Below are 20,150 nucleotides of genomic sequence, written 5' to 3'. Positions count from 1 at the left end.
ATCAGCTCCTTAAGGAAACAAAAAATTCCCTAATAAAATTCAATTCTACCCCTTTTAAAAGCATACCAGAGCCGACTTTTTGTGTCAAGGCAAGTACGACGCCACTCTGCCGTGCTTTTTTATCCATAGCTATAGCACCTATAAACTTCTCTTCGTCAAGGTATTTATAATTTAACTCAAAACCGTACCTTTCCAATATGATTCTTATCTTATCTGTAACATCACTATCAACTTGCTTCATAAATTGACCAAAAAGCGTTTCCAAATACATGCCCGTTGCAACGGCAAACCCATGTTTAATCTTATGTTCAGAATCCACTTCTATTGCATGACCAAAAGTGTGACCAAAATTAAGAAGCATTCTTCTCCCTTTCTCTTTTTCATCCTCTTTAACCACGTCGGCCTTTATTTGGCAACATTTTAAAATAATATCTTGCAGAATGTTACCTCTTTGTTCTACTTCTGCATAATTCTCAATAAGCATATTATAAAACGATTCGTCAAACATAACTGCATACTTTACAACTTCCGCCAAACCGTTTTTATACTCTTCAAAACTTAGTGTATTTAAGAATTTCATATCAATATAAACAGCTTTAGGTTGATAAAAACTACCAACCAAATTTTTGGTATCCCCTAAGTTGACACCGGTCTTACCACCTACACTGCTGTCAACCATAGATAATAAGGTAGTAGGAACCTGATAATAATCTATCCCTCTCATAAAAATAGATGCAGCAAACCCTGCCACATCACCTATTATTCCACCTCCAACGGCTACCAACTTAGAATCCCTAAGACAGTTACTGTTTTTAAGAAAGTTTAATATTTCCGCAACCGAATTAATATTCTTACTTTTTTCACTTGTCTCAAATATATATTTATTTTTTAACTCCCGCAGAAAAGGGTACAGATTAAAAACGTTTTTATCTATCACGTAAAAGGTAGCATTAGGATCAAAATCAGCTAAAATACCTTTAATAAAATCTGAACCGATTAAAATTTCGTAAGAATTATCTATCTCTTTCCTTAAATCAACTTTTACGGTTTTCATCAAATAAGCTCCAAAATCTCTTCAACTATCTCCTCAATACTTCTATCCGTTGTTTCAATAATGTGGTCAGATTTTATGTAATAATACGCTCTTTCAAACATCATCCTTTTGATCTCTTCAATAGGATTTTCCACATTAAGGAGTGGCCTATCTTTTGAATCTTTCACCCTTTCATAGATAGCTTCCGGACTTGCTGCCAAGCTTATCAGCACACCACTTTCTTTTAATTTTTGAAAATTTGTAGGATTTACAATTGCGCCTCCACCTGTGGCAACAACATAATTTTTACTTTTACTGACTTCTTCTATAACTTCAGACTCTAATCTTCTAAAATATTCTTCCCCTTTCTCTTCAAATATATCTACTATCTTTTTATTTTCCCGCTCTTCTATAATATCATCCAAATCCTTAAAAATCTTCCCGGTCTTATCTGCCAACGCTCTGCCAACAGTACTCTTACCTGCCCCCATAAAACCAACAAGGTATATATTTTTCTCATAGCTCATAATCTATCACCCCAATCTCTAAAATATTTTTCCATTTTCTTTAATGCCTTTGCCCTGTGGCTAATTTTATTCTTTTCTTCAGGAGATATTTCAGCGGCTGTTTTACCATTTTTAAGGACAAAAATAGGGTCATAGCCAAAGCCATTATCCCCTTTAGGATTAACTCCTATCTCACCCTTCAGCTCTCCAGTAAAAACTTCAATAATTTTGCCTTTTTTTGCTAAAGCAATAGCACATACATAGCGAGCCTTTCTGTCGTCTATATTCTCAAGCTCTTTTAGAAGCTTTTTGTTATTCTCCTCATCGGTAGCATTTTCACCGGCAAACCTTGCTGAGAAAACCCCGGGACGTCCTCCCAATGCATACACTTCCAAGCCTGAATCATCAGCAATCACGTAATCATCTGCAAATTTTGATATATATAGCGCCTTAATACATGCATTCTCTTCAAATGTCTTACCAATTTCTTTTATATCATCATATATATTAAGCTCTTCAAAAGCGGAAACAACGGTAGCTCTACTTTTAAGTATATCGGATATTTCTCTGACTTTATGTTTATTTTTGGTAGCTAATAAGATTTTAAACATTCTATTCCCAAAGCTTTATTTTGAACCTCACCAATAAACTTTATCCCCTTTAGCCCCATTTCAACCATTTTGTTAAGTTTTCCAAGATCAAAAGGCTCCTTTTCAGCTGTGCCTTGAATTTCAATAATTCTTCCGTCAGCTGTTGCCACTATATTAAGATCAGTCTCAGCATTTGAGTCCTCATCATAATCAAGGTCAAGTATGACTTCATCATTTAAAATACCAACACTTACCGCACATACCTGATTTACAATCGGACTCTCTTCCAACGCACCCTCTTTTAAAAGCTTATTGATTGCGAGATTCAAAGCCACATATGCGCCACTAATAGATGCAGTCCTCGTGCCGCCATCAGCTTGAATTACATCGCAATCTATTACCAAAGTCCTTTCTCCAAGCTTTGACATATCCACAGCTGCTCTAAGACTTCTACCAATAAGCCTTGAGATTTCCTGTGTCCTACCACCCAATTTGCCCTTTACAGCCTCTCTTGAACTTCTCTGATGGGTCGAGCGTGGAAGCATTTGATATTCAGCTGTTACCCACCCTGAGCCAGAGCCTTTCAAAAATGGTGGCACACCTTCAGAAACAGTTACATTACAGATTACCTTAGTATTACCATATTCTATCAATACTGACCCTTCAGGATATATTATATAGTCCTTAACAATTCTAATCTCTCTCATCTGATCAAAATTTCTACCATCTTTCCTCATAAAAACCCCTTAATCTTCAATAATTATTGGAAACCTAACATCTATATGTTTAAATATCTTGCCATCGTCAATAATAAACATTTTTTTTATATAGTCAAAATTATTTCTTATCAGCTCTTTTAATTGCTCTATCATCCTCATTTCATTGTAACTTGAAGATGCTTCACTTTCTCCCGACATATAAATACGGAGCACATCACCTTGAATAACAACTTTTTGAAAAGTCATTATTTTATCAAATTCAGTTTCTGATTCTGATAGTGCAGAAAGTTTTTGCAATAAAAAAAGAATTTTATTCTCATCAGAGTTAAAAGGGCTTACCAATACGTAAGTATAGCCAAATTTATCATCACCTACAAAAACGGGAATTTTATATAAAGAGATAAAAAGTAATACTAAAAAAAGTAATAATATTATTAAAATAATTGATATTCTTTTCATAAAGATATAGTAGCAAAATTATCAAACTAATCAAGACAATAACTGCAGGCACAAGCCGCTTTCAATAAAAGGATAAAGCATTAACAAACTGTCAATCAATGCTTTTTTATTATCTCTCCAATCTTTTCAGTTGCCTTTAGCCCTACCCCTGTAAGCTCTACAACCGCTGACTCTCTAACATCAATATCCTTTAAAGCTGCAATAACCGAAGCAGAAGTAGGCTCAATAAAATAACCTTTTTTCATAATTTCTTTTAAAGCTGATTTGACATCACTATCTGAAACAGTAACAACAGTCCCGCCGGTTTCTGTTATTATCTCTGCCATCTGATTTAGTCTGAGGGGTTTTTTGATGGCAATCCCTTCAGCAATAGTTTCACTATATTCACAGTAATTACCTTCAAGCACTTCTAAAAGGGGTGCACAATTTTCAGATTGCACACAATAAAATTTTGGAAATTTGTCTATATAACCACTTTTCAAAAGCTCTTTACATGCGATATAAGCGCCTATCAAAAGTGTACCATTGCCAACGGGCATTACAATATTTTCAGGCAATTTATTTCCTAATTGTTCAAATATCTCGTATATAAAAGTCTTAGTACCCTCAAAGAAAAAAGGATTCCAGACGTGACTTGCATAGTATTTCTCTTTTGCCGCAGACATAACTGCATTGGTAGTAGCCTCTCTGTCCCCTTTAACCAAAACAAGATTCGCACCAAATGCCTCTACCTGCACAAGCTTACCTTTTGATGTAGATTCAGGCACATATATATCAGCCTTTACTCCTGCTTTAGCGGAATACATTGCCACTGAAGCCCCCGCATTGCCGGAAGAATCTTCAACCACATTATCAATTCCAAGCTCCTTTATTTTGCTTAACAAAACAGTTGAGCCCCTGTCTTTGTAAGAGCCTGAAGGGAACATATAGTCTAATTTTAGATAGACTTTTTTGTCATATACTTCTTCCTGAACAATAGGTGTATACCCTTCTCCGTATGTTATGACAGACTCATTGTTAAAAATAGGGATAAATCTTCTATAGCGCCAAAGTCCACTCGATTTATTGTCTATTAGGGAAATTTCAAATTTTATATCTGACTTAATATTTAGAAAACTGCCACAATCACATTTCCATCTTTTATCGTTGATATCATAAGTTGTGCCACAACCATAGCACTCTAAAGCATACATAATCTAACCCCTATAACAAAGCTCAACCGCTTTCAGAGCAAGTAGTTCCGTTGCATCATATATGTCAATACTTGATTTTTCTATATAAGGCAATAAAATAGGTATTTCGGTACACCCTGCTATCAAACAATCATATCCTTCGTCAATTATTTTTGAAAAGACCTCTATAAATAGTTTGACGGCTTCATCCTTTTTACCACACTTTAGTGTGTATATTGAGTCCATAATTGCTTGTTGTATTGAAGTATTAAAGTTTACAATATTTACCCCTTCTTTCTCAAAAACCCTATGGTAAATTTTGCCAATAAAAGTGCCATCAGTTGCCATAAGTCCGATTTTATTGTAAGATTTTTTTGATTTTACCAAAGACTCTAACGTACTTTCAACTATGCTTATAAAAGGTATCTTAGTCGTTTTCCTCAATTCATCCAAAAAATAATGTGCCGTATTACACGGCATACATAAATAATCTACATTACACTTTTCAAGCCTTCTAATCGATTCCAATAAATACGGCAAGGGCGATTCTCCTAACCCTTTTAAAAAAGCTGTTCTGTCAGGAATTTGAGGATAATTATCAATAATAATTGGAATATGTTCCTGATCTTTTTTTGCAGGGGTATGTCTTATTATTTTCAAAAAAAGGTCCGAAGTTGCCTCCGGACCCATACCACCAATAATTCCAAGCCTTTTCATTAGCTTTCCAAAACTTTCATATCTACTTCATTTTCCAACTTAGCGACTGAAGCTGTACAAGTCAAATCTCCCGCTACATTAAGTGCTGTTCTACCCATATCAAGAAGCGCATCTACGCCCAATATCATTGCATATGCAAGAGCTACAGGGCTGCTTGAAGAAGAAAGATCAAACCCGACAGAGTTTAGCACCATAAGAAGCATAATTGCACCGGCACCCGGGACACCTGCAGTACCAATAGATGCAAGCACGGCAGTAACTATTACTGTCACCTGCTGAGTAAGGGTCAAATCCATTCCAGTAGCAAAGGCTACAAACATTACACACACACCCTGATAAATTGCAGTACCGTCCATATTAATTGTTGCACCCAAAGGAAGGGTAAAAGAATATATACCTTTAGAGATACCAAGCTGGTTTTTAGCCACATTCATCGTCACAGGAAGAGTGCCACTACTACTTCTTGTAACAAAAGCAGTGATGATTGCCTCTTTAGACTTTGAAAAGAATTTTACAAATGGAAATCTTCCGATTTTAAGGATTATTCCATACACTATTATAAGGTGAACAATTAGTGCCACATAAACAGTAGCAGTAACTGACAATAGCGGTCCAAAAGCCTTAGCTCCTTGCTTTGCAAACACGACATAAATAAGTGCAAAAACACCTATTGGAGCATATTCGAGTATCCACCTAACTATTTTATAAATAACTTCAGCACTTCCGTCAAAAAAATTGAAAACTGTTTCGGCTGCATTTTTTATTCTACTATCTTCACTATCTCTAAGATATGCAAGACCAATCCCCACAAGCATAGCAAAGAAAATTGCCGGCAATATATCACCATTGACAATCGCTTTAAAAGGGTTTGTTGGAACTACATTAAGTAGCGTATCAACAAGGCTTGGCGCTTTAACCTGCTTAGCCACTCCTGTGCCGATTGATGCAAGGTCTACCCCTTTACCAGGCTTGAACAAATTTCCAAAGAAAAGACCTATAGCAACAGCAAAGCCTGAAGTAATTAAATAAATTACCAACACCTTAATACCAACTTTACCAAGTTTTGAAGGGTGAATACTTGCAGCACCAACAACCAATGAAGTAATAACGACAGGTAAAACTATCATTTTTAAAAGTCTGACAAAAAGGTCACCAAATGGTTTAACCCACATCAACTTGTCAGCAAAAACAAGACCACAAATTGCACCTAAAATCAAACCGATCAAAATTCTTAAAAGCAAGTTTGAGCTCAGGTACATACGTAATAAAGATTTTTTTTCTTGCATTGGAACCTCCTTTGACTGTAGTTAAATAAAACTGGGCATATCTTTATTAACATAAATTTTAACATAACTTAACAATTTTTTTAACAACACACCATAAAATAACTAAGTTTTATTAGAATATGCATTAAACATTAAATTTAAGACGTTAAGCGAATATAAACTTAAATTCAAATTACTGTATCTCTTAATCAAAACATTATTTCATATAAGCATTAGGTTTTGGTTTAACTTTTGGTATAATTGTGCTAATAATACTTTAATTAAACTGTTTGGGAGAAAAGTAAAATCTATGATGAAAATATTTGTAACAATTCTATTACTTGTTTCTTATACAGCCCTTGCCTTCGGCCCACCACAGCAGATACAAAACAATATGAATCATATGAAAATTATAAGAGTTACTACCGGCAAACTTGCGTCAGATGAAATTTTCAAGCTTCACGGTAAAAAATTTCCATTAAAAGATGCCTATGTAGCAGAATATAAGAGCGACACTCACTACTTGGTGGTATGGGCATCCAAATCAAAAACAGAAAAAGATGCTAAAGAATTAATCGAAGCAATGAATAAAAAAATTCCTCTCAGTAAAGCATTTAGATACGTCAACAAAATAAATGTCGACAATATAGAAGTATTTTATGTCATCGGAATGGGAATGGATAACTATTATTTTTTAAAAGGGGATGAAAATTATTGGGTAGCAATAACAGGGGATTACTCATTAGAGTTGTTAAAAAAATTTATAATTGAAGTAAACTGAAAAAATAGAAGGTAAAAAACTTGAATATTTAGTCTTTTAATGATAATTTTTACAAAACACGATAAGGGGTATAAATGAATCCATTAATTTTTCTCTATCTTTTTTTTGCCGGGACACTGATTAGTTTATATACAAACAAAAGACTCGTTAAATTTTACAAAAATAAATGGATTATGTATGGATTTGTTTTATTCTCAGGACTTGCAGCAAACCAACTTTACGACTACTACAAGAGTACTCCCTCAGAACCGGAAAAAGTCTCTTTTGAAACCCAAAGTATACTTGCCGATAATGATACATTATACGAATCTACTCACGGATACGTTATTCTTATACCAAAAGGTTACCGCTATTTGGCTGCAGTTGACCCTACCGCTTCCATTTATGCAGAAAAAAAATCTGATGATAAAAAAAATTCAAACACCATAACGGTTTCAATAATCAAGGCCAAAGGCTCGCTAAACGAGATGATGCCTGATCTTACAAAGAAGTTAAAAGAGAAGTATAGCAGTTTTAACTATTTGGAAACGACAAATCATTCACAGGATAAATTGCTAAGATTTACATTTAAACTGAATGAAGATAAAAATTACGGGGTGATGCGCTTTGTTGTAAAAGATGGACTATTGTATAACTTAACCGCTATAGCCAAAAACCCGCCAACGGATAGTTTTCCTGAAGAGTTAGAATCGACGATTCAATCTTTTAGATTAAAATAAAAGCCCGCCTAATCAGCGGGCTTTTTTATTCAATATACTTAGCACTCTTAACGAAGTCTCAAGTGGACAGGCTATTTTTTGATCTGTTTCATTACCTCTTCCACAAAGTTTTCCTGCTTTTTTTCCAAGCCTTCTCCCAATTCATATCTAACAAATCTTCTAACTCTAATATTTTCACCAATCTTAGCAATCTTTTCAGCAATATACTTCTCAACAGTTACATCTGGATTTTTCACAAAAGGCTGAGTCAAAAGACATACACTATTAACAAACTTTGAAATCTGACCTTCTACCATTTTTTCTATAATATTATCAGGCTTACCTGATTCTTTTGCCTTGGCTATATAAATTTCTCTTTCTTTAGCCACAAGCTCCGGGTCAACCTCTTCTGGAGAAACAAACTTTGGGTTTGCAGCACAAATATGCATTGCTATATCTTTGCAAAGCTCTTGAAAATCTTCATTTCTTGCCACAAAATCAGTTTCACAGTTAACTTCAACAAGTACACCTATTTTACCACCAGCATGAATATAAGAAGATACCATACCTTCAGCAGCAATCCTGCCTGATTTTTTAGCTGCATCAGCAAGCCCTTTCTTTCTCAAATGCTCTATAGCCTTTTCCAAATCACCATTTGTCTCGTTAAGTGCCTTTTTACAGTCCATCATGCCGGCACCAGTTTTTTCTCTAAGCTCCTTTACTAAAGCAGCAGTAATTTCAGCCATTTCTACTCCTCCTCTTCATCATCAATGTTTTCAATGTCAGCAGATATTATCTCATCTATAGGGATATCCTCCCCTTCTTCCTCTTCAGTTGAAGCAACTCTAATCTCTTCAACAAGACCGTCCTCTTTCAACTGTCTCCCCTCATTAATAGCATCAGCTATCCTTTCAGCAATAAGCTGACAAGCCCTGATTGCATCATCATTACCGGGGATTGGAAAATCTACCAACTCAGGGTCAGAGTTCGTATCAACTATGGCAACTATTGGAATATTAAGTTTTTTAGCTTCGTTTACAGCATTCATCTCCCTTTTTATGTCAATAATAAACATAATATCAGGGATTTCATCCATATCTCTTATACCGGCAAGGTTTTTCATTAATTTATCATACTCTTTTTTCAGAGTAGACACTTCTTTCTTCTTGAATCTGTTGACGTAGCCTGAATTAAACATCTCTTCAAGCTCTTTCATCCTCTGAACTCTACCCTTAATTGTAGGGAAGTTGGTCAATGTACCACCAAGCCAGCGGTTGTTTACATAATAGCTTCCGCACTTTTCAGCTGCTTCCTTAACAGCATCCTGTGCCTGTTTTTTAGTACCGACAAAAAGGAATTTTCTTCCTTCCTTAGCCATATCCCTTACAAATTCGTAAGCTTGATTAAAGCACTGAACTGTTTTCTGAAGGTCAACAATATAAATACCGTTTCTCTTACCAAATACATATTTGGTCATTTTTGGGTTCCATCTTTTTGTCTGATGGCCAAAGTGAACACCTGCCTCTAACAGGCTTTTCATTGAAATGTGAGACATATTTCCTCCTATTTGTTTTTCCTCCGCCTTATAAACTTAGGCACCTTTTAAAGGCACTAGCCTAAATTCATTGGAAAGGCGTGCGTTTTAGGGAGGGTTTAATAACATATAAGTTATATATTTGCAAGAAAAATAACAAAAAACTTATCAATTTAATATCGAAAACTTGTTATGAAAAATAAATTTCTAATGGTTTATTCGCCATCCATATCTTCAGTTGAATCTCCCAAAACTTTCTTCAAAACCTCATCCCTTAACTTAATTGCCACATCCGCTTTGGACATCCCTGTCTCCTTTGAGTCATACTCAATCGTATCAAGAAAAAGAAATTTACTTCCAAGCCCAATTGAACAAGGGAGAGTGATAGTAGTGCCACACTTACAATTTCTATACGCAATAACATCGTGTATATCTTTAAAATCGATTATCTGCAAATTACTCATCGCGACATGGTCAGGGATTTTGGTATTTTTCAAAAAATCCTTAAAATCCTTAAACTCATACCCACAACAATTACACTTTCTGGGAAATTGCATCTCACAAAAACGAATAACATCGTCAACATACTTTAAAATATTCAATTCATTCATATTAATCTCTCAGCAAATTTGTGTTATGGTATGAAAGATAGCACATCAACAAAATTTTGCTATACTTTTTAAATTAAAAAATCAATAGGAAATAAAATTAACCTAAAAATGAATGTTTTTAATATCTATCACAATATCTTCCAAGTCAAGCATGGCATTTATAAGTGATATATTTTTATATTTTGCTATGTCCGTAAGACGAACATCCGCCACTTTTAATACGTTTTTGTCAATATAATACTGTCTCTTGGTTCCATTTAATAGAAAAGTCGATGGGGTAACCCACATTCTTCCGTCAAAAAAAGCTACATTTGAAAATGTAGTATCGGTAACTATGCCATTTTTAATAAATAAAAACTCCGCTTGCGACTCCGTCTGACACATATCAAAGCACTTTCTGTCAAGAAATTTAAATCTATAATTTATAGTGTCATTGAAGACCGCAAAAAGTCTATCAATTTTTCTTTTTTCATACTCCGCGATTTCTACCACTTTGACATCCCTGTCATAAATAACTTTTACTTTATAAAGTCCATACTTAGGTAAATTTAATAGATATAGGCGCTCTTTCAGGGAAAAATTAACATTTACCCCATAAAGATTATGAACAGAATTCACCATTCTTTTTTCATGATACTCCAAATTATAAAATACGCCGTTATATAGCTTAATTGTTTCAAAAAGTAGGGACATATATCTTATCAAGCATCTCCTTATATTCTCTTTGACAATCCGAATAAACGGTTATCCCACCGCCTGATTTATAGAAAAACTTTCCATTATCATTTTCTATAAACCTAATTAAAACGCAGGAATCAAGTATTTTTCCATCAAACACCCCCGCTATCCCGGTATAAAAACCTCTATCATACTTTTCAGCATTTTTTATTATTTTTACTGTTTCTTTTTTTGGAGCTCCGGTAACCGAGCCTGCAGGCAAAAGTGATAATAAACTCTCCCCAATACTGTTTTTAAAGCTTTTACGCAACCGTCCTCTAATTTCACTGCTTGTTTGCCAAAGCTTATTCTTTCGACTTATTATCCCACTTACATACCTAAACTTTGTAACCGTTACATCCTCTGCAATCATATTGAGATCATTCCTTAGCAGGTCAACTATGGTAATGTGCTCTGCCATCTCTTTTTCGTCATTTAACAATTTATCTTTTGCATTAGGTAAATCAGCACTGATTGTACCTTTCATAGGATACGTGTAAATAAAATCACCATCTACTTTCACAAAAGTTTCGGGGGAGAAACACACAAATTTGTCAAGAAATTTAACCCTGTATTTCGCCTTACTTATCAGAAAGATGTCATTTAGTGACAAATTTGTAAAAATTTCAGTTTTGCACGTAAAATTGGTCAGATAACTATTGCCCTGAATAAGATTATCTTTGACATAATCAAATCCAAGCTTGTAGGTTTCATACGATATAGGGGAAAATGACAGGGGGGTATACTTTGCGCTACTCCACTTGTGCTTAACGTTATTAGCACCCGGAAAATCAAATAATATCAATTCAGGCTCAACATCTTCAAGCTTTTCAATTACAAACTCTTTCATATTGTAATCAATAAGAAAAATAAACGGTATGCCACGATTGTAAAAATTATTAAATTTATCGCAAAAGTTCTTACTATTTATTACTAAACTTTTTTTCTCAGAGGTCTTTATCATCTAATAATCGACTCGATATACTTTTTAAACTCATTAATATTTGTTTGCCTTTTTACCGCCTCAGTCCCTATAACAAATCCGTCTGCATATGTCATTACCTTTTCAGTATCTTTTTTAGTTTTAATTCCAAAACCAAACACAACATTCTTGTTAGTCACCTTTTTGACAAATTGTACTTTTTCCACCAACTCAGTATCCAGAAAATTTACTTCACTTCCTGTTACACCTCTGACACCTACAAAATATATAAAATCCGCTTTGGACCCTTTCAACTCTTCAATATCTTCATCTCGGCTTTCAGGCGTAACAAACGGAATTACTGGAATATCAAACCCGTTATCGTAAAAAAAGCTGTGCATTCTATTTGGCAAATCAGCTATAATGACACCATTTATCAAATTTTTATATTTTTGAGAAAATTCTTTCAATCCGTACTGATAAAATATATTTGCGTATGTCATAATGTAAACTTTTGACTTTTTATAAGCTTCAACAATCTTCAAAATATCATCTATTTTGATATTGGACTTTACAACCTTGCTTGCAGCCTCAGCGATTACGGGGCCGTCTGCCACAGGGTCATTATAGGCTAACCCTACTTCAACAAAATCCGCTTTTTCGGCAATATACTTAAAAACCTCTTCAAATTTCTTCATATCGGGATACCCCCCTAAAATATAAAAACCTTTCATATTGTTCCCTCCATATTTTCCAAAATAATCTCCAAGTCCTTATCCCCTCTTCCTGAAAGATTTATAAGTATAGTTTTATCTTTAAACTTTGATGCATTTTTTATGAAATAGCCAACGGCATGGCTTGACTCAAGGGCAGGAAGAATCCCCTCAAGCTTACAAAGCTCTAAGCACCCGTCCAAAGCCTCTTTATCCCTTGCATAGTGATACTCACATCTTTTTATCTCTTTTAAAAATGAATGCTCCGGTCCAACACCCGCATAATCAAGACCAGCTGACACAGAGTGGACATTGCTAATCTGCCCCGATTTGTCTGTCAAAACATAAGACAAACTCCCTTGAAATATACCCTTCTTTCCAAAACTCATCCTTGCTGCATGTTCACCATCTTTATCCGAAATTCCGCCCGCTTCGACACCAACAAGTCTTACACTTTCTACATCTAAAAAACCTTTAAACACTCCTATTGCGTTGCTCCCACCACCGACACAGGCAATAATATAATCAGGCATAATCCCTAAGTTTTCAAAATATTCCCTTGATTCCTTCCCTATCACTGACTGAAAATGAGAAACAATCTTAGGAAACGGATACGGCCCCAATGCTGACCCAAGTACATAATGAGTAGTATTACAGCTTGAAACCCACTCTCTAAGTGCTGCACTTACTGCATCTTTTAAAGTCTTAGTCCCCTCATCCACTACTTTCACTTCCGCGCCAAGCATCTTCATACGCTTTACATTCATCGACTGCCTTTTTGCATCAATACTTCCCATATAAACTGTGCACTTAAGGTTTAAAAGTGCTGCAACCGTTGCCGTTGCCACACCGTGCTGCCCTGCGCCTGTCTCGGCAATTATCCGCTTTTTCCCCATTTTTTTTGCCAACAGTGCCTGCCCTAATGAATTATTAATCTTGTGAGCCCCGGTATGCAGCAAATCTTCTCTTTTAAAATATACCTTGCACCCGTATTTTTTTGACATATTCTCTGCATAATAAATAGGGGTAGGCCTGCCGGCATAGTTTTTAAGTAAGTCATTCAGCTTATCATTAAAATCTTTATCACATTTAAGTAATTCAAAACTCTTGTCCAACTCATCCAATACCGGAATAAGAGTCTCAGCCACAAATTGGCCACCAAATTCACCGTAAAACCCTTTCATTATTCACCACCTTTTACCGATTCTATAAACTTTTTCATAAGCTCATAATCCTTTTCCCCCTGTGCATTTTCCACACCTGAGGATACATCAACTCCAAAAGGTTGATACTGTTTTATTACATTTTTTACATTTTTATAATTAAGCCCACCGGCAATTATTAATTTACTTCTGAGCATTTCTAACCACTCAGGAAAACTTTCAAATTCACCGCTGCCTTTACTGTTATCATATAAAAAATACTTAAAGTTATTATCTAAAGGTTTGGCATTTGACGCAAAAATGAGATTATTTTTATTTATCTGCTCATACACCTGAATATAATCAAAACTATCCTCTACATTTGATACATCTGCATAACTAACACTAACGGCAACAGATTTAATCTTACCCCTTGCATATTGAGCAAGTTTTTTTGCTGTATCATCATCGACATATCTTTTGCTCTTTTTATAAAGTACTACCCCTACAGCAGTATACCCGAGAGACATTGCCCAATCTATATGTTCAAAAGTTTTTATACCACATACTTTTACAAACATTTCAAACTCTCATATATTTCCAAAATCTTTTCACCCGGAATTTTTGATTGCATCAAATAAGAGCCTATCAAAAATGCATCAGCACCTGCTGCCTGAAACATTAACACATCCTCCTTGCTGTTGATTCCGCTCTCAGCTACTTTAAAATAACCTTTACTGAGGCTTGAAATTATCTCTGCACACTTTTTCTTATCAATCTCAAGAGTTTCAAGGTTTCTCGAATTTACACCTAAAATATCTACCTCTACCTTTTCAGCTACTGCAATCTCTTTTTTTTCATGAATTTCTGTTAAAACATAAAGTCCAAGACTTTTAGCATAATTAAAAAGCTCCACATATTCTTTTTCACTTAATGCCTTGACTATCAAAAGAATAATATCTGCACCAAATTTGTAAGCTAAATCTATCTGTTTTTTGGAAATTATAAAGTCCTTACACAAAACAGGAATCTTCACCTGAGAAGCAACCTGCTGTAGATAACTAAAACTCCCTTTAAAGAATTTTTCATCCGTAAGCACACTTACTGCACCGGCACCCGCCTTTTCATAATTTTTTGCCTGCTCTACAACATTAACGTCTATATTAATGTCTCCAAGACTTGGGGAAGCTTTTTTTACTTCGGCAATAACAGGTCTGTTTTTTAAAAACTGCAAAGGATTAATTATTCCCTTTTTTCTTTCGATATTCGGCACCTGCAGCCCATTTATCTCAATACGTTTATTTTCAAGAATTTTAGACAACATCTAATTACCTCTTAAGCTTTCAAAATATTTTTTCACTTCACCGCTTTTAAGTTTATTTACAACTTTCTCAAAAATTGTTTTTAAATCGTCATTTTCAATAAGTTGAAATGCATATGCCGTATTTATTGCAATCAGGTTATTAAGCTTTTCATCTGCACCTTCAATAGCTCTCTTAAAAAGCTCTTTCGCCTCATCATTACTTTCAACCCGTGGCATTTCAAATGGGCTGAAAAAATCTTGTGGATTAATCACTAACTCTTCAATACCTTTGCCAGTTATTTTTCTTGCAAAAGTTACATCATTACTTGAAATCTCATCATAACCGTCTTTTGATGAAACTACCAAAACATTAGTTTTATTCATTTTTACTAAAGCTTTCGCATAAACATCAAGCTTTGAGGCCGAGTTTATTCCGATAAGCTGATACTCAGGGTCTGCAGGATTTAACATCGGGCCTAAGTAGTTAAAAATTGTTGGCACTTTTAGCTCCCTTCTTATTTTGCCCACCGATTTGAGAATAGGGTGATAATTTGGTGCAAAGAGAAATACAAAATTGTGCTTTAATAAAAATTTTTCTGCATCCTCTTTAGTCAACTTCACAGGGACACCCATAATTTCCAAAATATCTGCTGAGCCTACTTTACCACTTTGAGCCACATTCCCATGCTTTACAACATTAAACCCAAAGCTGCCCAATACAATTGAAACAATCGTAGATACATTTATAGTTGATTTACCATCCCCGCCTGTGCCACAAGTATCTATTTTATTTTTAGGCTTAACATCTAATTTTATCTTGTATCTGTTTAATACTGTTGCAGCAGCTGAAATCTCTTCTTCGGTTTCACCCTTTATTCTCAGTGCAATAAGTGCTGACCCAATCTGAGCATCAGTCAGACTGCCGTTTACCATCGAATCAAAAAACTTCACATATTCATCAAAAGCCAACCTTTCTTCAGAATTGATTTTTTTTACTAATGTTTCCATTTTAGCCTCCACAATATTTTACAAAATTTTCTACTATTTTGTCCCCATACTCACTTAAAAATGATTCGGGATGATACTGGACTCCAAACAATTTCTTTTCAGGAATCTCTATGGACATCGCCTCGTTATCGGAAACACTTTTTGAAGTAATAAAATTTTCATCAATATCCACCACAAGGGAGTGGTAGCGGACAGCCTTAAATAATTTCGGAATCCCACAGTATAAAACATCCTCTTTAATAACCTTTACATCCTCAACTTTACCATGCTTTATCGTTTTTGCATTTCTCACTTGATTTCCCAGATAGTAGCCTATTGCCTGCATCCCTAAGCAAACACCAAAAATAGGCAATTTGCCTGCATATTCATTTAAATATTTAAGAGTTGTCCCTGAATTAGCAGGATTTGAAGGCCCGGGAGAAAGTATTATCCCTTTATAGTTGTCAGCTTTGATAAATTCATCATTTTTAATAACATTCACCTCCTGTCCAAGCTTTTTAAATACCCCAAAAAGATTGAATGTAAAGGAATCGTAGTTATCAATTAGTAAAAACATTGTACCTCTCCATATTTTTTATTCTTTCAAGAGCTTTGAAAAGTGCCTTTAATTTTTCTTGCACCTCTTTGTACTCTTTCTCAGGGACACTATCGTGGACAATTCCTGCACCTGCCCTGAAAACAGTCTTACTGTTTGTTACCTTTGCACTTCTTATGGTGATACAGGTATCCATATTACCGCTGTAAGAAAAATACCCTGTGCAGCCTGCATAAAATCCTCTCGGGCTTTTTTCATAACTGTCAATAAGCTCCATAGCCCTTACCTTTGGTGCACCTGTTACAGTGCCTGCTGGAAATGTATTCATAAAAAGTTCAATATTTGAGGAATCATCGTTTAGCTTACCTGTCACTTCTGAAACTATGTGAATTACATGAGAATAAACTTCAGGCACAAAGGACTTGCTAACCTTTACACTTTCAGGTTTGCAGCAAGTGTATAAATCGTTTCTTGCCAAATCCAAAAGCATAAGATGCTCGGCTCGCTCCTTCTCATCCTTTAAAAGATTTCCCTTTATCTCATCAAGATTTTCTCCCACAGGATAAGTCCCCGCTATAGGCTTTAATGTGGCAACTCTATCTTTTACCTTAAGGTGTATCTCAGGGGACGAGCCGCACACAACTTCACCATTAAACTTTAAATAAAACATATAAGGTGACGGGTTTAGATTTCTGAGCGCTCTGTAAAGGCTTAAAGGATTTATTTTTGAATTTATTTCATATTTATTTGAGATTACGCACTGTATTACCTCGCCATCATAAATATCCTTCTTTAACTTCTCAACCGTTTCAATAAATTCATTTTCCTCATATTCACTATTGATATCAAAATTATCATCGGTCTCAAAGTTATCAAAATTCAGCCCGTGTAATTTTTCAGCCATTTTTAGTGTTGTTTTTTTTGCTTTTTCATATGCCTGCTCTGCATCTTCTTTACAGTCAACGGACACACATGAATACATTTTTCCTAAGTGATTATCAAAAATATAAAATTCATCAATAAGCATCAGCTGCATTAAACTTTCATGACTTGGCTCTTTAATCCTGTTTCTCAAAATCCCCATATAATTAATCATCTCGTAACCGATGTAACCTACATATCCACCGGTAAAATCTCCGAAATCATCATAATATTTTCCATTAAATGTCTTGATATTGTTATTGAGATAATCCATAGGGTTAATATCAATTTCAGTTTTCTTCCCATTTTTTAAGGAATAAAGTTTTCTGTTTTTAAAGGTTAATACCTCTTTAGGCTTAAACCCAAAAAACGAAAATCTTGAAAACGTCTTATCCAAATTTGCACTCTCAAGCATAAACAGATTATCTTCACTTGAAAAGTTTCTTAGAAGTGCAATAGGTGTAAACGTATCCCCCACAATCTCTCTGTAGACAGGCACTCTGTCATACTTTTTAAAATCTTCCTTAAATGTCTCAAAATCCGGAAAAAGCATTTTATATCCTCCTTTTGGTATAAAAAAAGGCCGCGAGTTTTATCCCACGGCCTTAGAATATAACAGAAAAGGCCGTGTGGTTGCTCACCACACGGCCCTTATCGACATAGTTTTATGGTGAACAACCTAACTTATTGTTACTGTCCACCACCAAGCTGTTAAATTTAAATTCACTTTAAAATTTTTCATAATTCACTCTATATATTATCCACTATAATTTGTAAAGCATTTTTTAACATTCTTTCAATTTAAATTTTGAAACTATCACTCTTAGCTCTTCAGCCAAACCCTTTAATCTTTCTGCCTGATTGTGATTCTCCTCAGCTATTGAAGAGTTTTCCTGTGATATGGCAGCAATATCAGCCATATTATTTGAAATCTCCTGACTTGTTGCACTTTGCTGGTCAACTGCGGTAGCAACAGCCGTAATCTTATCGGCAATTTCAACTACCCCATCAATAATCTCACTGAGGCTTATCTTGAGATTACCTACCATCATGCTACCCTCTTCAGCAAGTTTCACCCCTTTATCCATATCGTTTACGGAAGTCTCCACCTCTTTTTGGATATTGTTTATCATATTGTCAATCTCGCCAGTCGCTTTCACAGTCCTTTCGGCAAGCTTTCTAACTTCATCAGCCACCACGGCAAACCCTCTACCATGCTCCCCTGCTCTTGCTGCTTCTATTGCAGCATTTAATGCCAACAAGTTTGTCTGGTCAGCAATCTCTGATATTACGCTTAAAATTTCACCTATCTGCTCAGAAGATTTCCCAAGTTGCTTGATACTTTGTCCCGTATTGATTACTGAGCCTGAAAGTGTGTTTATACTATCGACAGTATCATCCAAAATCTTTCTGCCTGTGTCTGCGGATTCCCTCACTGAATTAATTTCATTCGTAATTTGCTCTATATTTTGAGAAATTTCCTGAATTGTTGCAGTCATCTGATGAACAGCCACTTCCACCTGGGACACTCTTTCCGCCTGACTTTCTGCACCTTGGCTCATTTCATCGCTGGATACGGCCAATGCATCGGCAGAGCTTGTAACATCAATTGTAGCTTTACTTACTCCGCATAAAGCTGTATTCATCTGCTCCACCATTTTATTCACATTTTCAATAATTATACCAATCTCATCCCTACTTTTTACAGAAAGGGTATTTGTTAAATCCCCTTCGGCAATTTCAGAAAAAAGTCTCTGGAGTTCATCTATCGGATTTAAAATATTTATCTTAAAAATAATCCTCAACAATACCAAAAAGATCCCAATAACTATTATGCTTGACAATAACATAATAGACCTTATAGCCGTAATAGTACTACCTGTAAACTCATCTTCGTATGAACCACCTGCAATAATCCAATCTTTCGGGGCATAATACTTATAGGCTACTATTTTATACTTCCCTTCCCACTCGTACCTTACAACCCCGTTCTTATTTTTCACCATCTCTTTTGCAAAATCATACTTTAAAATACTTGTGCCTTCATATTTTTTATTAGGGTGAACTTCCAATACCCCTTTAGAATTCATAACGTAAAAATAACCTGTCTTTCCTATCTTAGTTGTCTTGATTGTTTCTTTTATATTATCAAGCATTTTAGTCTGAAGCACTCTTGAACCTGATAATAGCTCATCTTCGGGGATAGCTACTACTACCACCCAATTCATTTGAATAAAATATCTAAAAGCCGCATATATTTTCTGTTTTCCTTTCTCCGTATCTATCTCATAAGTAATTGTACCATTCATCTCTTCAAGTATCTGATTGAGATAGTCACCACTATCTTTCATACTTTTGGAATAAGGAGGCTTAACCGCATAACTACCATCATCTACTTTTAACGCATAAGCAAAACCGGTCTTTAAAACTTTTTTCTTTAAGATAAGATTTGCCATTCTAAAAGATAGGGTCGACTGATCCTCCCCTTGAGCTGCATATAGAGAATACATATTCATCAGTGTTTCCGCAAAACCATTTGCCTCATTTTCAAGCATTTGGAATCCGTCTTTTACTCCGTTTTCAGCAACCAAATCAGCTGTTTTAAATGTCCCTTCCAGAGATTTTTTAAAAGTGTCTACCTCTGCGGTAATCTGCTTTGCAATCTCCTCAGAAACCTTCTTTTTTGTTATAGTTACGATAGTAAATCCCATTAACAAAAGGCTTATTATAAGGATAACACTGACTGACAGGACAATTTTAGTCCTGATTTTCATATTAGAAAACATAAACTGCTCCAAACTATT

At 35.1% G+C, this 20,150-nt stretch carries 23 protein-coding genes; 2 read left to right on the top strand and 21 right to left on the bottom strand.

Annotated elements, in window-relative coordinates:
• Position 1: 1 nt before the first annotated feature.
• From aroB to LF845_RS00520, 8 genes are all read right to left on the bottom strand, one after another.
• Positions 2–1,054: a 3-dehydroquinate synthase gene (aroB, locus tag LF845_RS00555; protein ID WP_242819037.1), complete on the bottom strand. Its 1,053-nt coding sequence runs from the start codon at positions 1,052–1,054 to the stop codon at positions 2–4.
• Positions 1,054–1,560 (bottom strand): shikimate kinase, encoded by a 507-nt coding sequence (locus LF845_RS00550; protein WP_242819036.1) that lies wholly within the window; start codon positions 1,558–1,560, stop codon positions 1,054–1,056. The genes aroB and LF845_RS00550 overlap by 1 nt, the downstream gene beginning before the upstream one ends.
• Positions 1,557–2,150, bottom strand: coding sequence for an XTP/dITP diphosphatase (locus LF845_RS00545; protein WP_242819035.1), 594 nt, complete (start codon positions 2,148–2,150; stop codon positions 1,557–1,559). The genes LF845_RS00550 and LF845_RS00545 overlap by 4 nt, the downstream gene beginning before the upstream one ends.
• Entirely contained in the window at positions 2,132–2,866 is a 735-nt protein-coding gene (gene rph, locus LF845_RS00540; RefSeq protein WP_242819034.1) for a ribonuclease PH, read from the bottom strand. Before rph ends, LF845_RS00545 begins: the two co-directional genes overlap by 19 nt.
• A gap of 9 nt (positions 2,867–2,875) precedes the next feature.
• Positions 2,876–3,307 carry a hypothetical protein gene (locus tag LF845_RS00535; RefSeq protein ID WP_242819033.1) on the bottom strand — a complete coding sequence of 144 codons (432 nt, stop codon included), beginning with the start codon at positions 3,305–3,307 and terminating at the stop codon, positions 2,876–2,878.
• 95 nt (positions 3,308–3,402) lie between these two features.
• Complete coding sequence (locus LF845_RS00530) at positions 3,403–4,500, bottom strand: threonine synthase (protein WP_242819032.1); 1,098 nt, start codon at positions 4,498–4,500, stop codon at positions 3,403–3,405.
• 3 nt (positions 4,501–4,503) lie between these two features.
• Positions 4,504–5,196 carry a cysteate racemase gene (gene cuyB / locus LF845_RS00525; protein WP_242819031.1) on the bottom strand — a complete coding sequence of 231 codons (693 nt, stop codon included), beginning with the start codon at positions 5,194–5,196 and terminating at the stop codon, positions 4,504–4,506.
• Positions 5,196–6,482, bottom strand: a complete 1,287-nt coding sequence (locus LF845_RS00520) for a dicarboxylate/amino acid:cation symporter (RefSeq protein ID WP_242819030.1) — start codon at positions 6,480–6,482, stop codon at positions 5,196–5,198. The genes cuyB and LF845_RS00520 overlap by 1 nt, the downstream gene beginning before the upstream one ends.
• 373 nt (positions 6,483–6,855) lie before the next feature.
• Here LF845_RS00520 and LF845_RS00515 point away from each other — a divergent pair, with 373 nt between their 5' ends.
• The gene (locus LF845_RS00515; protein ID WP_242819029.1) at positions 6,856–7,242 is read left to right on the top strand and encodes a hypothetical protein; all 387 of its coding nucleotides are present in this window, start codon (positions 6,856–6,858) and stop codon (positions 7,240–7,242) included.
• Positions 7,243–7,316: 74 nt separating this feature from the next.
• The gene (locus tag LF845_RS00510) at positions 7,317–7,961 is read left to right on the top strand and encodes a hypothetical protein (RefSeq protein WP_242819028.1); all 645 of its coding nucleotides are present in this window, start codon (positions 7,317–7,319) and stop codon (positions 7,959–7,961) included.
• Positions 7,962–8,032: 71 nt separating this feature from the next.
• Here LF845_RS00510 and tsf read toward each other — a convergent pair whose 3' ends face one another.
• From tsf to LF845_RS00445, 13 genes are all read right to left on the bottom strand, one after another.
• Positions 8,033–8,686, bottom strand: a complete 654-nt coding sequence (tsf, locus tag LF845_RS00505; protein ID WP_242819027.1) for a translation elongation factor Ts — start codon at positions 8,684–8,686, stop codon at positions 8,033–8,035.
• Between the two features lie 2 nt (positions 8,687–8,688).
• Complete coding sequence (rpsB, locus tag LF845_RS00500) at positions 8,689–9,495, bottom strand: 30S ribosomal protein S2 (protein WP_242819026.1); 807 nt, start codon at positions 9,493–9,495, stop codon at positions 8,689–8,691.
• 194 nt (positions 9,496–9,689) lie between these two features.
• A complete protein-coding gene (locus tag LF845_RS00495; RefSeq protein ID WP_242819025.1) occupies positions 9,690–10,085 on the bottom strand; it encodes a hypothetical protein in 396 nt (131 codons plus the stop codon).
• Between the two features lie 102 nt (positions 10,086–10,187).
• A complete protein-coding gene (locus tag LF845_RS00490; protein ID WP_242819024.1) occupies positions 10,188–10,706 on the bottom strand; it encodes an aminotransferase class IV in 519 nt (172 codons plus the stop codon).
• A 55-nt stretch (positions 10,707–10,761) separates the two neighbouring features.
• A complete protein-coding gene (locus LF845_RS00485) occupies positions 10,762–11,766 on the bottom strand; it encodes an aminodeoxychorismate synthase component I (RefSeq protein ID WP_242819023.1) in 1,005 nt (334 codons plus the stop codon).
• Positions 11,763–12,458, bottom strand: a complete 696-nt coding sequence (gene trpA, locus LF845_RS00480; RefSeq protein WP_242819022.1) for a tryptophan synthase subunit alpha — start codon at positions 12,456–12,458, stop codon at positions 11,763–11,765. The genes LF845_RS00485 and trpA overlap by 4 nt, the downstream gene beginning before the upstream one ends.
• The gene (trpB, locus tag LF845_RS00475) at positions 12,455–13,621 is read right to left on the bottom strand and encodes a tryptophan synthase subunit beta (protein ID WP_242819021.1); all 1,167 of its coding nucleotides are present in this window, start codon (positions 13,619–13,621) and stop codon (positions 12,455–12,457) included. The genes trpA and trpB overlap by 4 nt, the downstream gene beginning before the upstream one ends.
• A complete protein-coding gene (gene trpF / locus LF845_RS00470; RefSeq protein ID WP_242819020.1) occupies positions 13,621–14,160 on the bottom strand; it encodes a phosphoribosylanthranilate isomerase in 540 nt (179 codons plus the stop codon). Before trpF ends, trpB begins: the two co-directional genes overlap by 1 nt.
• The gene (locus LF845_RS00465) at positions 14,151–14,903 is read right to left on the bottom strand and encodes an indole-3-glycerol phosphate synthase TrpC (protein ID WP_242819019.1); all 753 of its coding nucleotides are present in this window, start codon (positions 14,901–14,903) and stop codon (positions 14,151–14,153) included. Before LF845_RS00465 ends, trpF begins: the two co-directional genes overlap by 10 nt.
• Complete coding sequence (gene trpD, locus LF845_RS00460; RefSeq protein WP_242819018.1) at positions 14,904–15,890, bottom strand: anthranilate phosphoribosyltransferase; 987 nt, start codon at positions 15,888–15,890, stop codon at positions 14,904–14,906.
• A gap of 1 nt (position 15,891) precedes the next feature.
• Positions 15,892–16,446: an anthranilate synthase component II gene (locus LF845_RS00455; RefSeq protein ID WP_242819017.1), complete on the bottom strand. Its 555-nt coding sequence runs from the start codon at positions 16,444–16,446 to the stop codon at positions 15,892–15,894.
• The gene (locus LF845_RS00450) at positions 16,430–17,899 is read right to left on the bottom strand and encodes an anthranilate synthase component I family protein (RefSeq protein ID WP_242819016.1); all 1,470 of its coding nucleotides are present in this window, start codon (positions 17,897–17,899) and stop codon (positions 16,430–16,432) included. Before LF845_RS00450 ends, LF845_RS00455 begins: the two co-directional genes overlap by 17 nt.
• Positions 17,900–18,131: 232 nt before the next feature.
• Positions 18,132–20,132, bottom strand: a complete 2,001-nt coding sequence (locus LF845_RS00445; protein WP_242819015.1) for a methyl-accepting chemotaxis protein — start codon at positions 20,130–20,132, stop codon at positions 18,132–18,134.
• Positions 20,133–20,150 lie beyond the last annotated feature (18 nt).

Source organism: Deferrivibrio essentukiensis (assembly GCF_020480685.1).
Taxonomy (GTDB): Bacteria; Chrysiogenota; Deferribacteres; order Deferribacterales; family Deferrivibrionaceae; genus Deferrivibrio; species Deferrivibrio essentukiensis.
The sequence above is the reverse complement of the archived record's forward strand: the minus strand, read 5'-3'. Positions and strand labels throughout refer to the sequence as shown.

What these genes read in the sequence shown, in the direction of transcription:
- aroB (WP_242819037.1), bottom strand. Translation starts at nt 1,054, where the DNA reads ATGAAAACCGTAAAAGTTGATTTAAGGAAAGAGATAGATAATTCTTAC.
- LF845_RS00550 (WP_242819036.1), bottom strand. Translation starts at nt 1,560, where the DNA reads ATGAGCTATGAGAAAAATATATACCTTGTTGGTTTTATGGGGGCAGGT.
- LF845_RS00545 (WP_242819035.1), bottom strand. Translation starts at nt 2,150, where the DNA reads ATGTTTAAAATCTTATTAGCTACCAAAAATAAACATAAAGTCAGAGAA.
- rph (WP_242819034.1), bottom strand. Translation starts at nt 2,866, where the DNA reads ATGAGGAAAGATGGTAGAAATTTTGATCAGATGAGAGAGATTAGAATT.
- LF845_RS00535 (WP_242819033.1), bottom strand. Translation starts at nt 3,307, where the DNA reads ATGAAAAGAATATCAATTATTTTAATAATATTATTACTTTTTTTAGTA.
- LF845_RS00530 (WP_242819032.1), bottom strand. Translation starts at nt 4,500, where the DNA reads ATGTATGCTTTAGAGTGCTATGGTTGTGGCACAACTTATGATATCAAC.
- cuyB (WP_242819031.1), bottom strand. Translation starts at nt 5,196, where the DNA reads ATGAAAAGGCTTGGAATTATTGGTGGTATGGGTCCGGAGGCAACTTCG.
- LF845_RS00520 (WP_242819030.1), bottom strand. Translation starts at nt 6,482, where the DNA reads ATGCAAGAAAAAAAATCTTTATTACGTATGTACCTGAGCTCAAACTTG.
- LF845_RS00515 (WP_242819029.1), top strand. Translation starts at nt 6,856, where the DNA reads ATGAATCATATGAAAATTATAAGAGTTACTACCGGCAAACTTGCGTCA.
- LF845_RS00510 (WP_242819028.1), top strand. Translation starts at nt 7,317, where the DNA reads ATGAATCCATTAATTTTTCTCTATCTTTTTTTTGCCGGGACACTGATT.
- tsf (WP_242819027.1), bottom strand. Translation starts at nt 8,686, where the DNA reads ATGGCTGAAATTACTGCTGCTTTAGTAAAGGAGCTTAGAGAAAAAACT.
- rpsB (WP_242819026.1), bottom strand. Translation starts at nt 9,495, where the DNA reads ATGTCTCACATTTCAATGAAAAGCCTGTTAGAGGCAGGTGTTCACTTT.
- LF845_RS00495 (WP_242819025.1), bottom strand. Translation starts at nt 10,085, where the DNA reads ATGAATGAATTGAATATTTTAAAGTATGTTGACGATGTTATTCGTTTT.
- LF845_RS00490 (WP_242819024.1), bottom strand. Translation starts at nt 10,706, where the DNA reads ATGGTGAATTCTGTTCATAATCTTTATGGGGTAAATGTTAATTTTTCC.
- LF845_RS00485 (WP_242819023.1), bottom strand. Translation starts at nt 11,766, where the DNA reads ATGATAAAGACCTCTGAGAAAAAAAGTTTAGTAATAAATAGTAAGAAC.
- trpA (WP_242819022.1), bottom strand. Translation starts at nt 12,458, where the DNA reads ATGAAAGGTTTTTATATTTTAGGGGGGTATCCCGATATGAAGAAATTT.
- trpB (WP_242819021.1), bottom strand. Translation starts at nt 13,621, where the DNA reads ATGAAAGGGTTTTACGGTGAATTTGGTGGCCAATTTGTGGCTGAGACT.
- trpF (WP_242819020.1), bottom strand. Translation starts at nt 14,160, where the DNA reads ATGTTTGTAAAAGTATGTGGTATAAAAACTTTTGAACATATAGATTGG.
- LF845_RS00465 (WP_242819019.1), bottom strand. Translation starts at nt 14,903, where the DNA reads ATGTTGTCTAAAATTCTTGAAAATAAACGTATTGAGATAAATGGGCTG.
- trpD (WP_242819018.1), bottom strand. Translation starts at nt 15,890, where the DNA reads ATGGAAACATTAGTAAAAAAAATCAATTCTGAAGAAAGGTTGGCTTTT.
- LF845_RS00455 (WP_242819017.1), bottom strand. Translation starts at nt 16,446, where the DNA reads ATGTTTTTACTAATTGATAACTACGATTCCTTTACATTCAATCTTTTT.
- LF845_RS00450 (WP_242819016.1), bottom strand. Translation starts at nt 17,899, where the DNA reads ATGCTTTTTCCGGATTTTGAGACATTTAAGGAAGATTTTAAAAAGTAT.
- LF845_RS00445 (WP_242819015.1), bottom strand. Translation starts at nt 20,132, where the DNA reads ATGTTTTCTAATATGAAAATCAGGACTAAAATTGTCCTGTCAGTCAGT.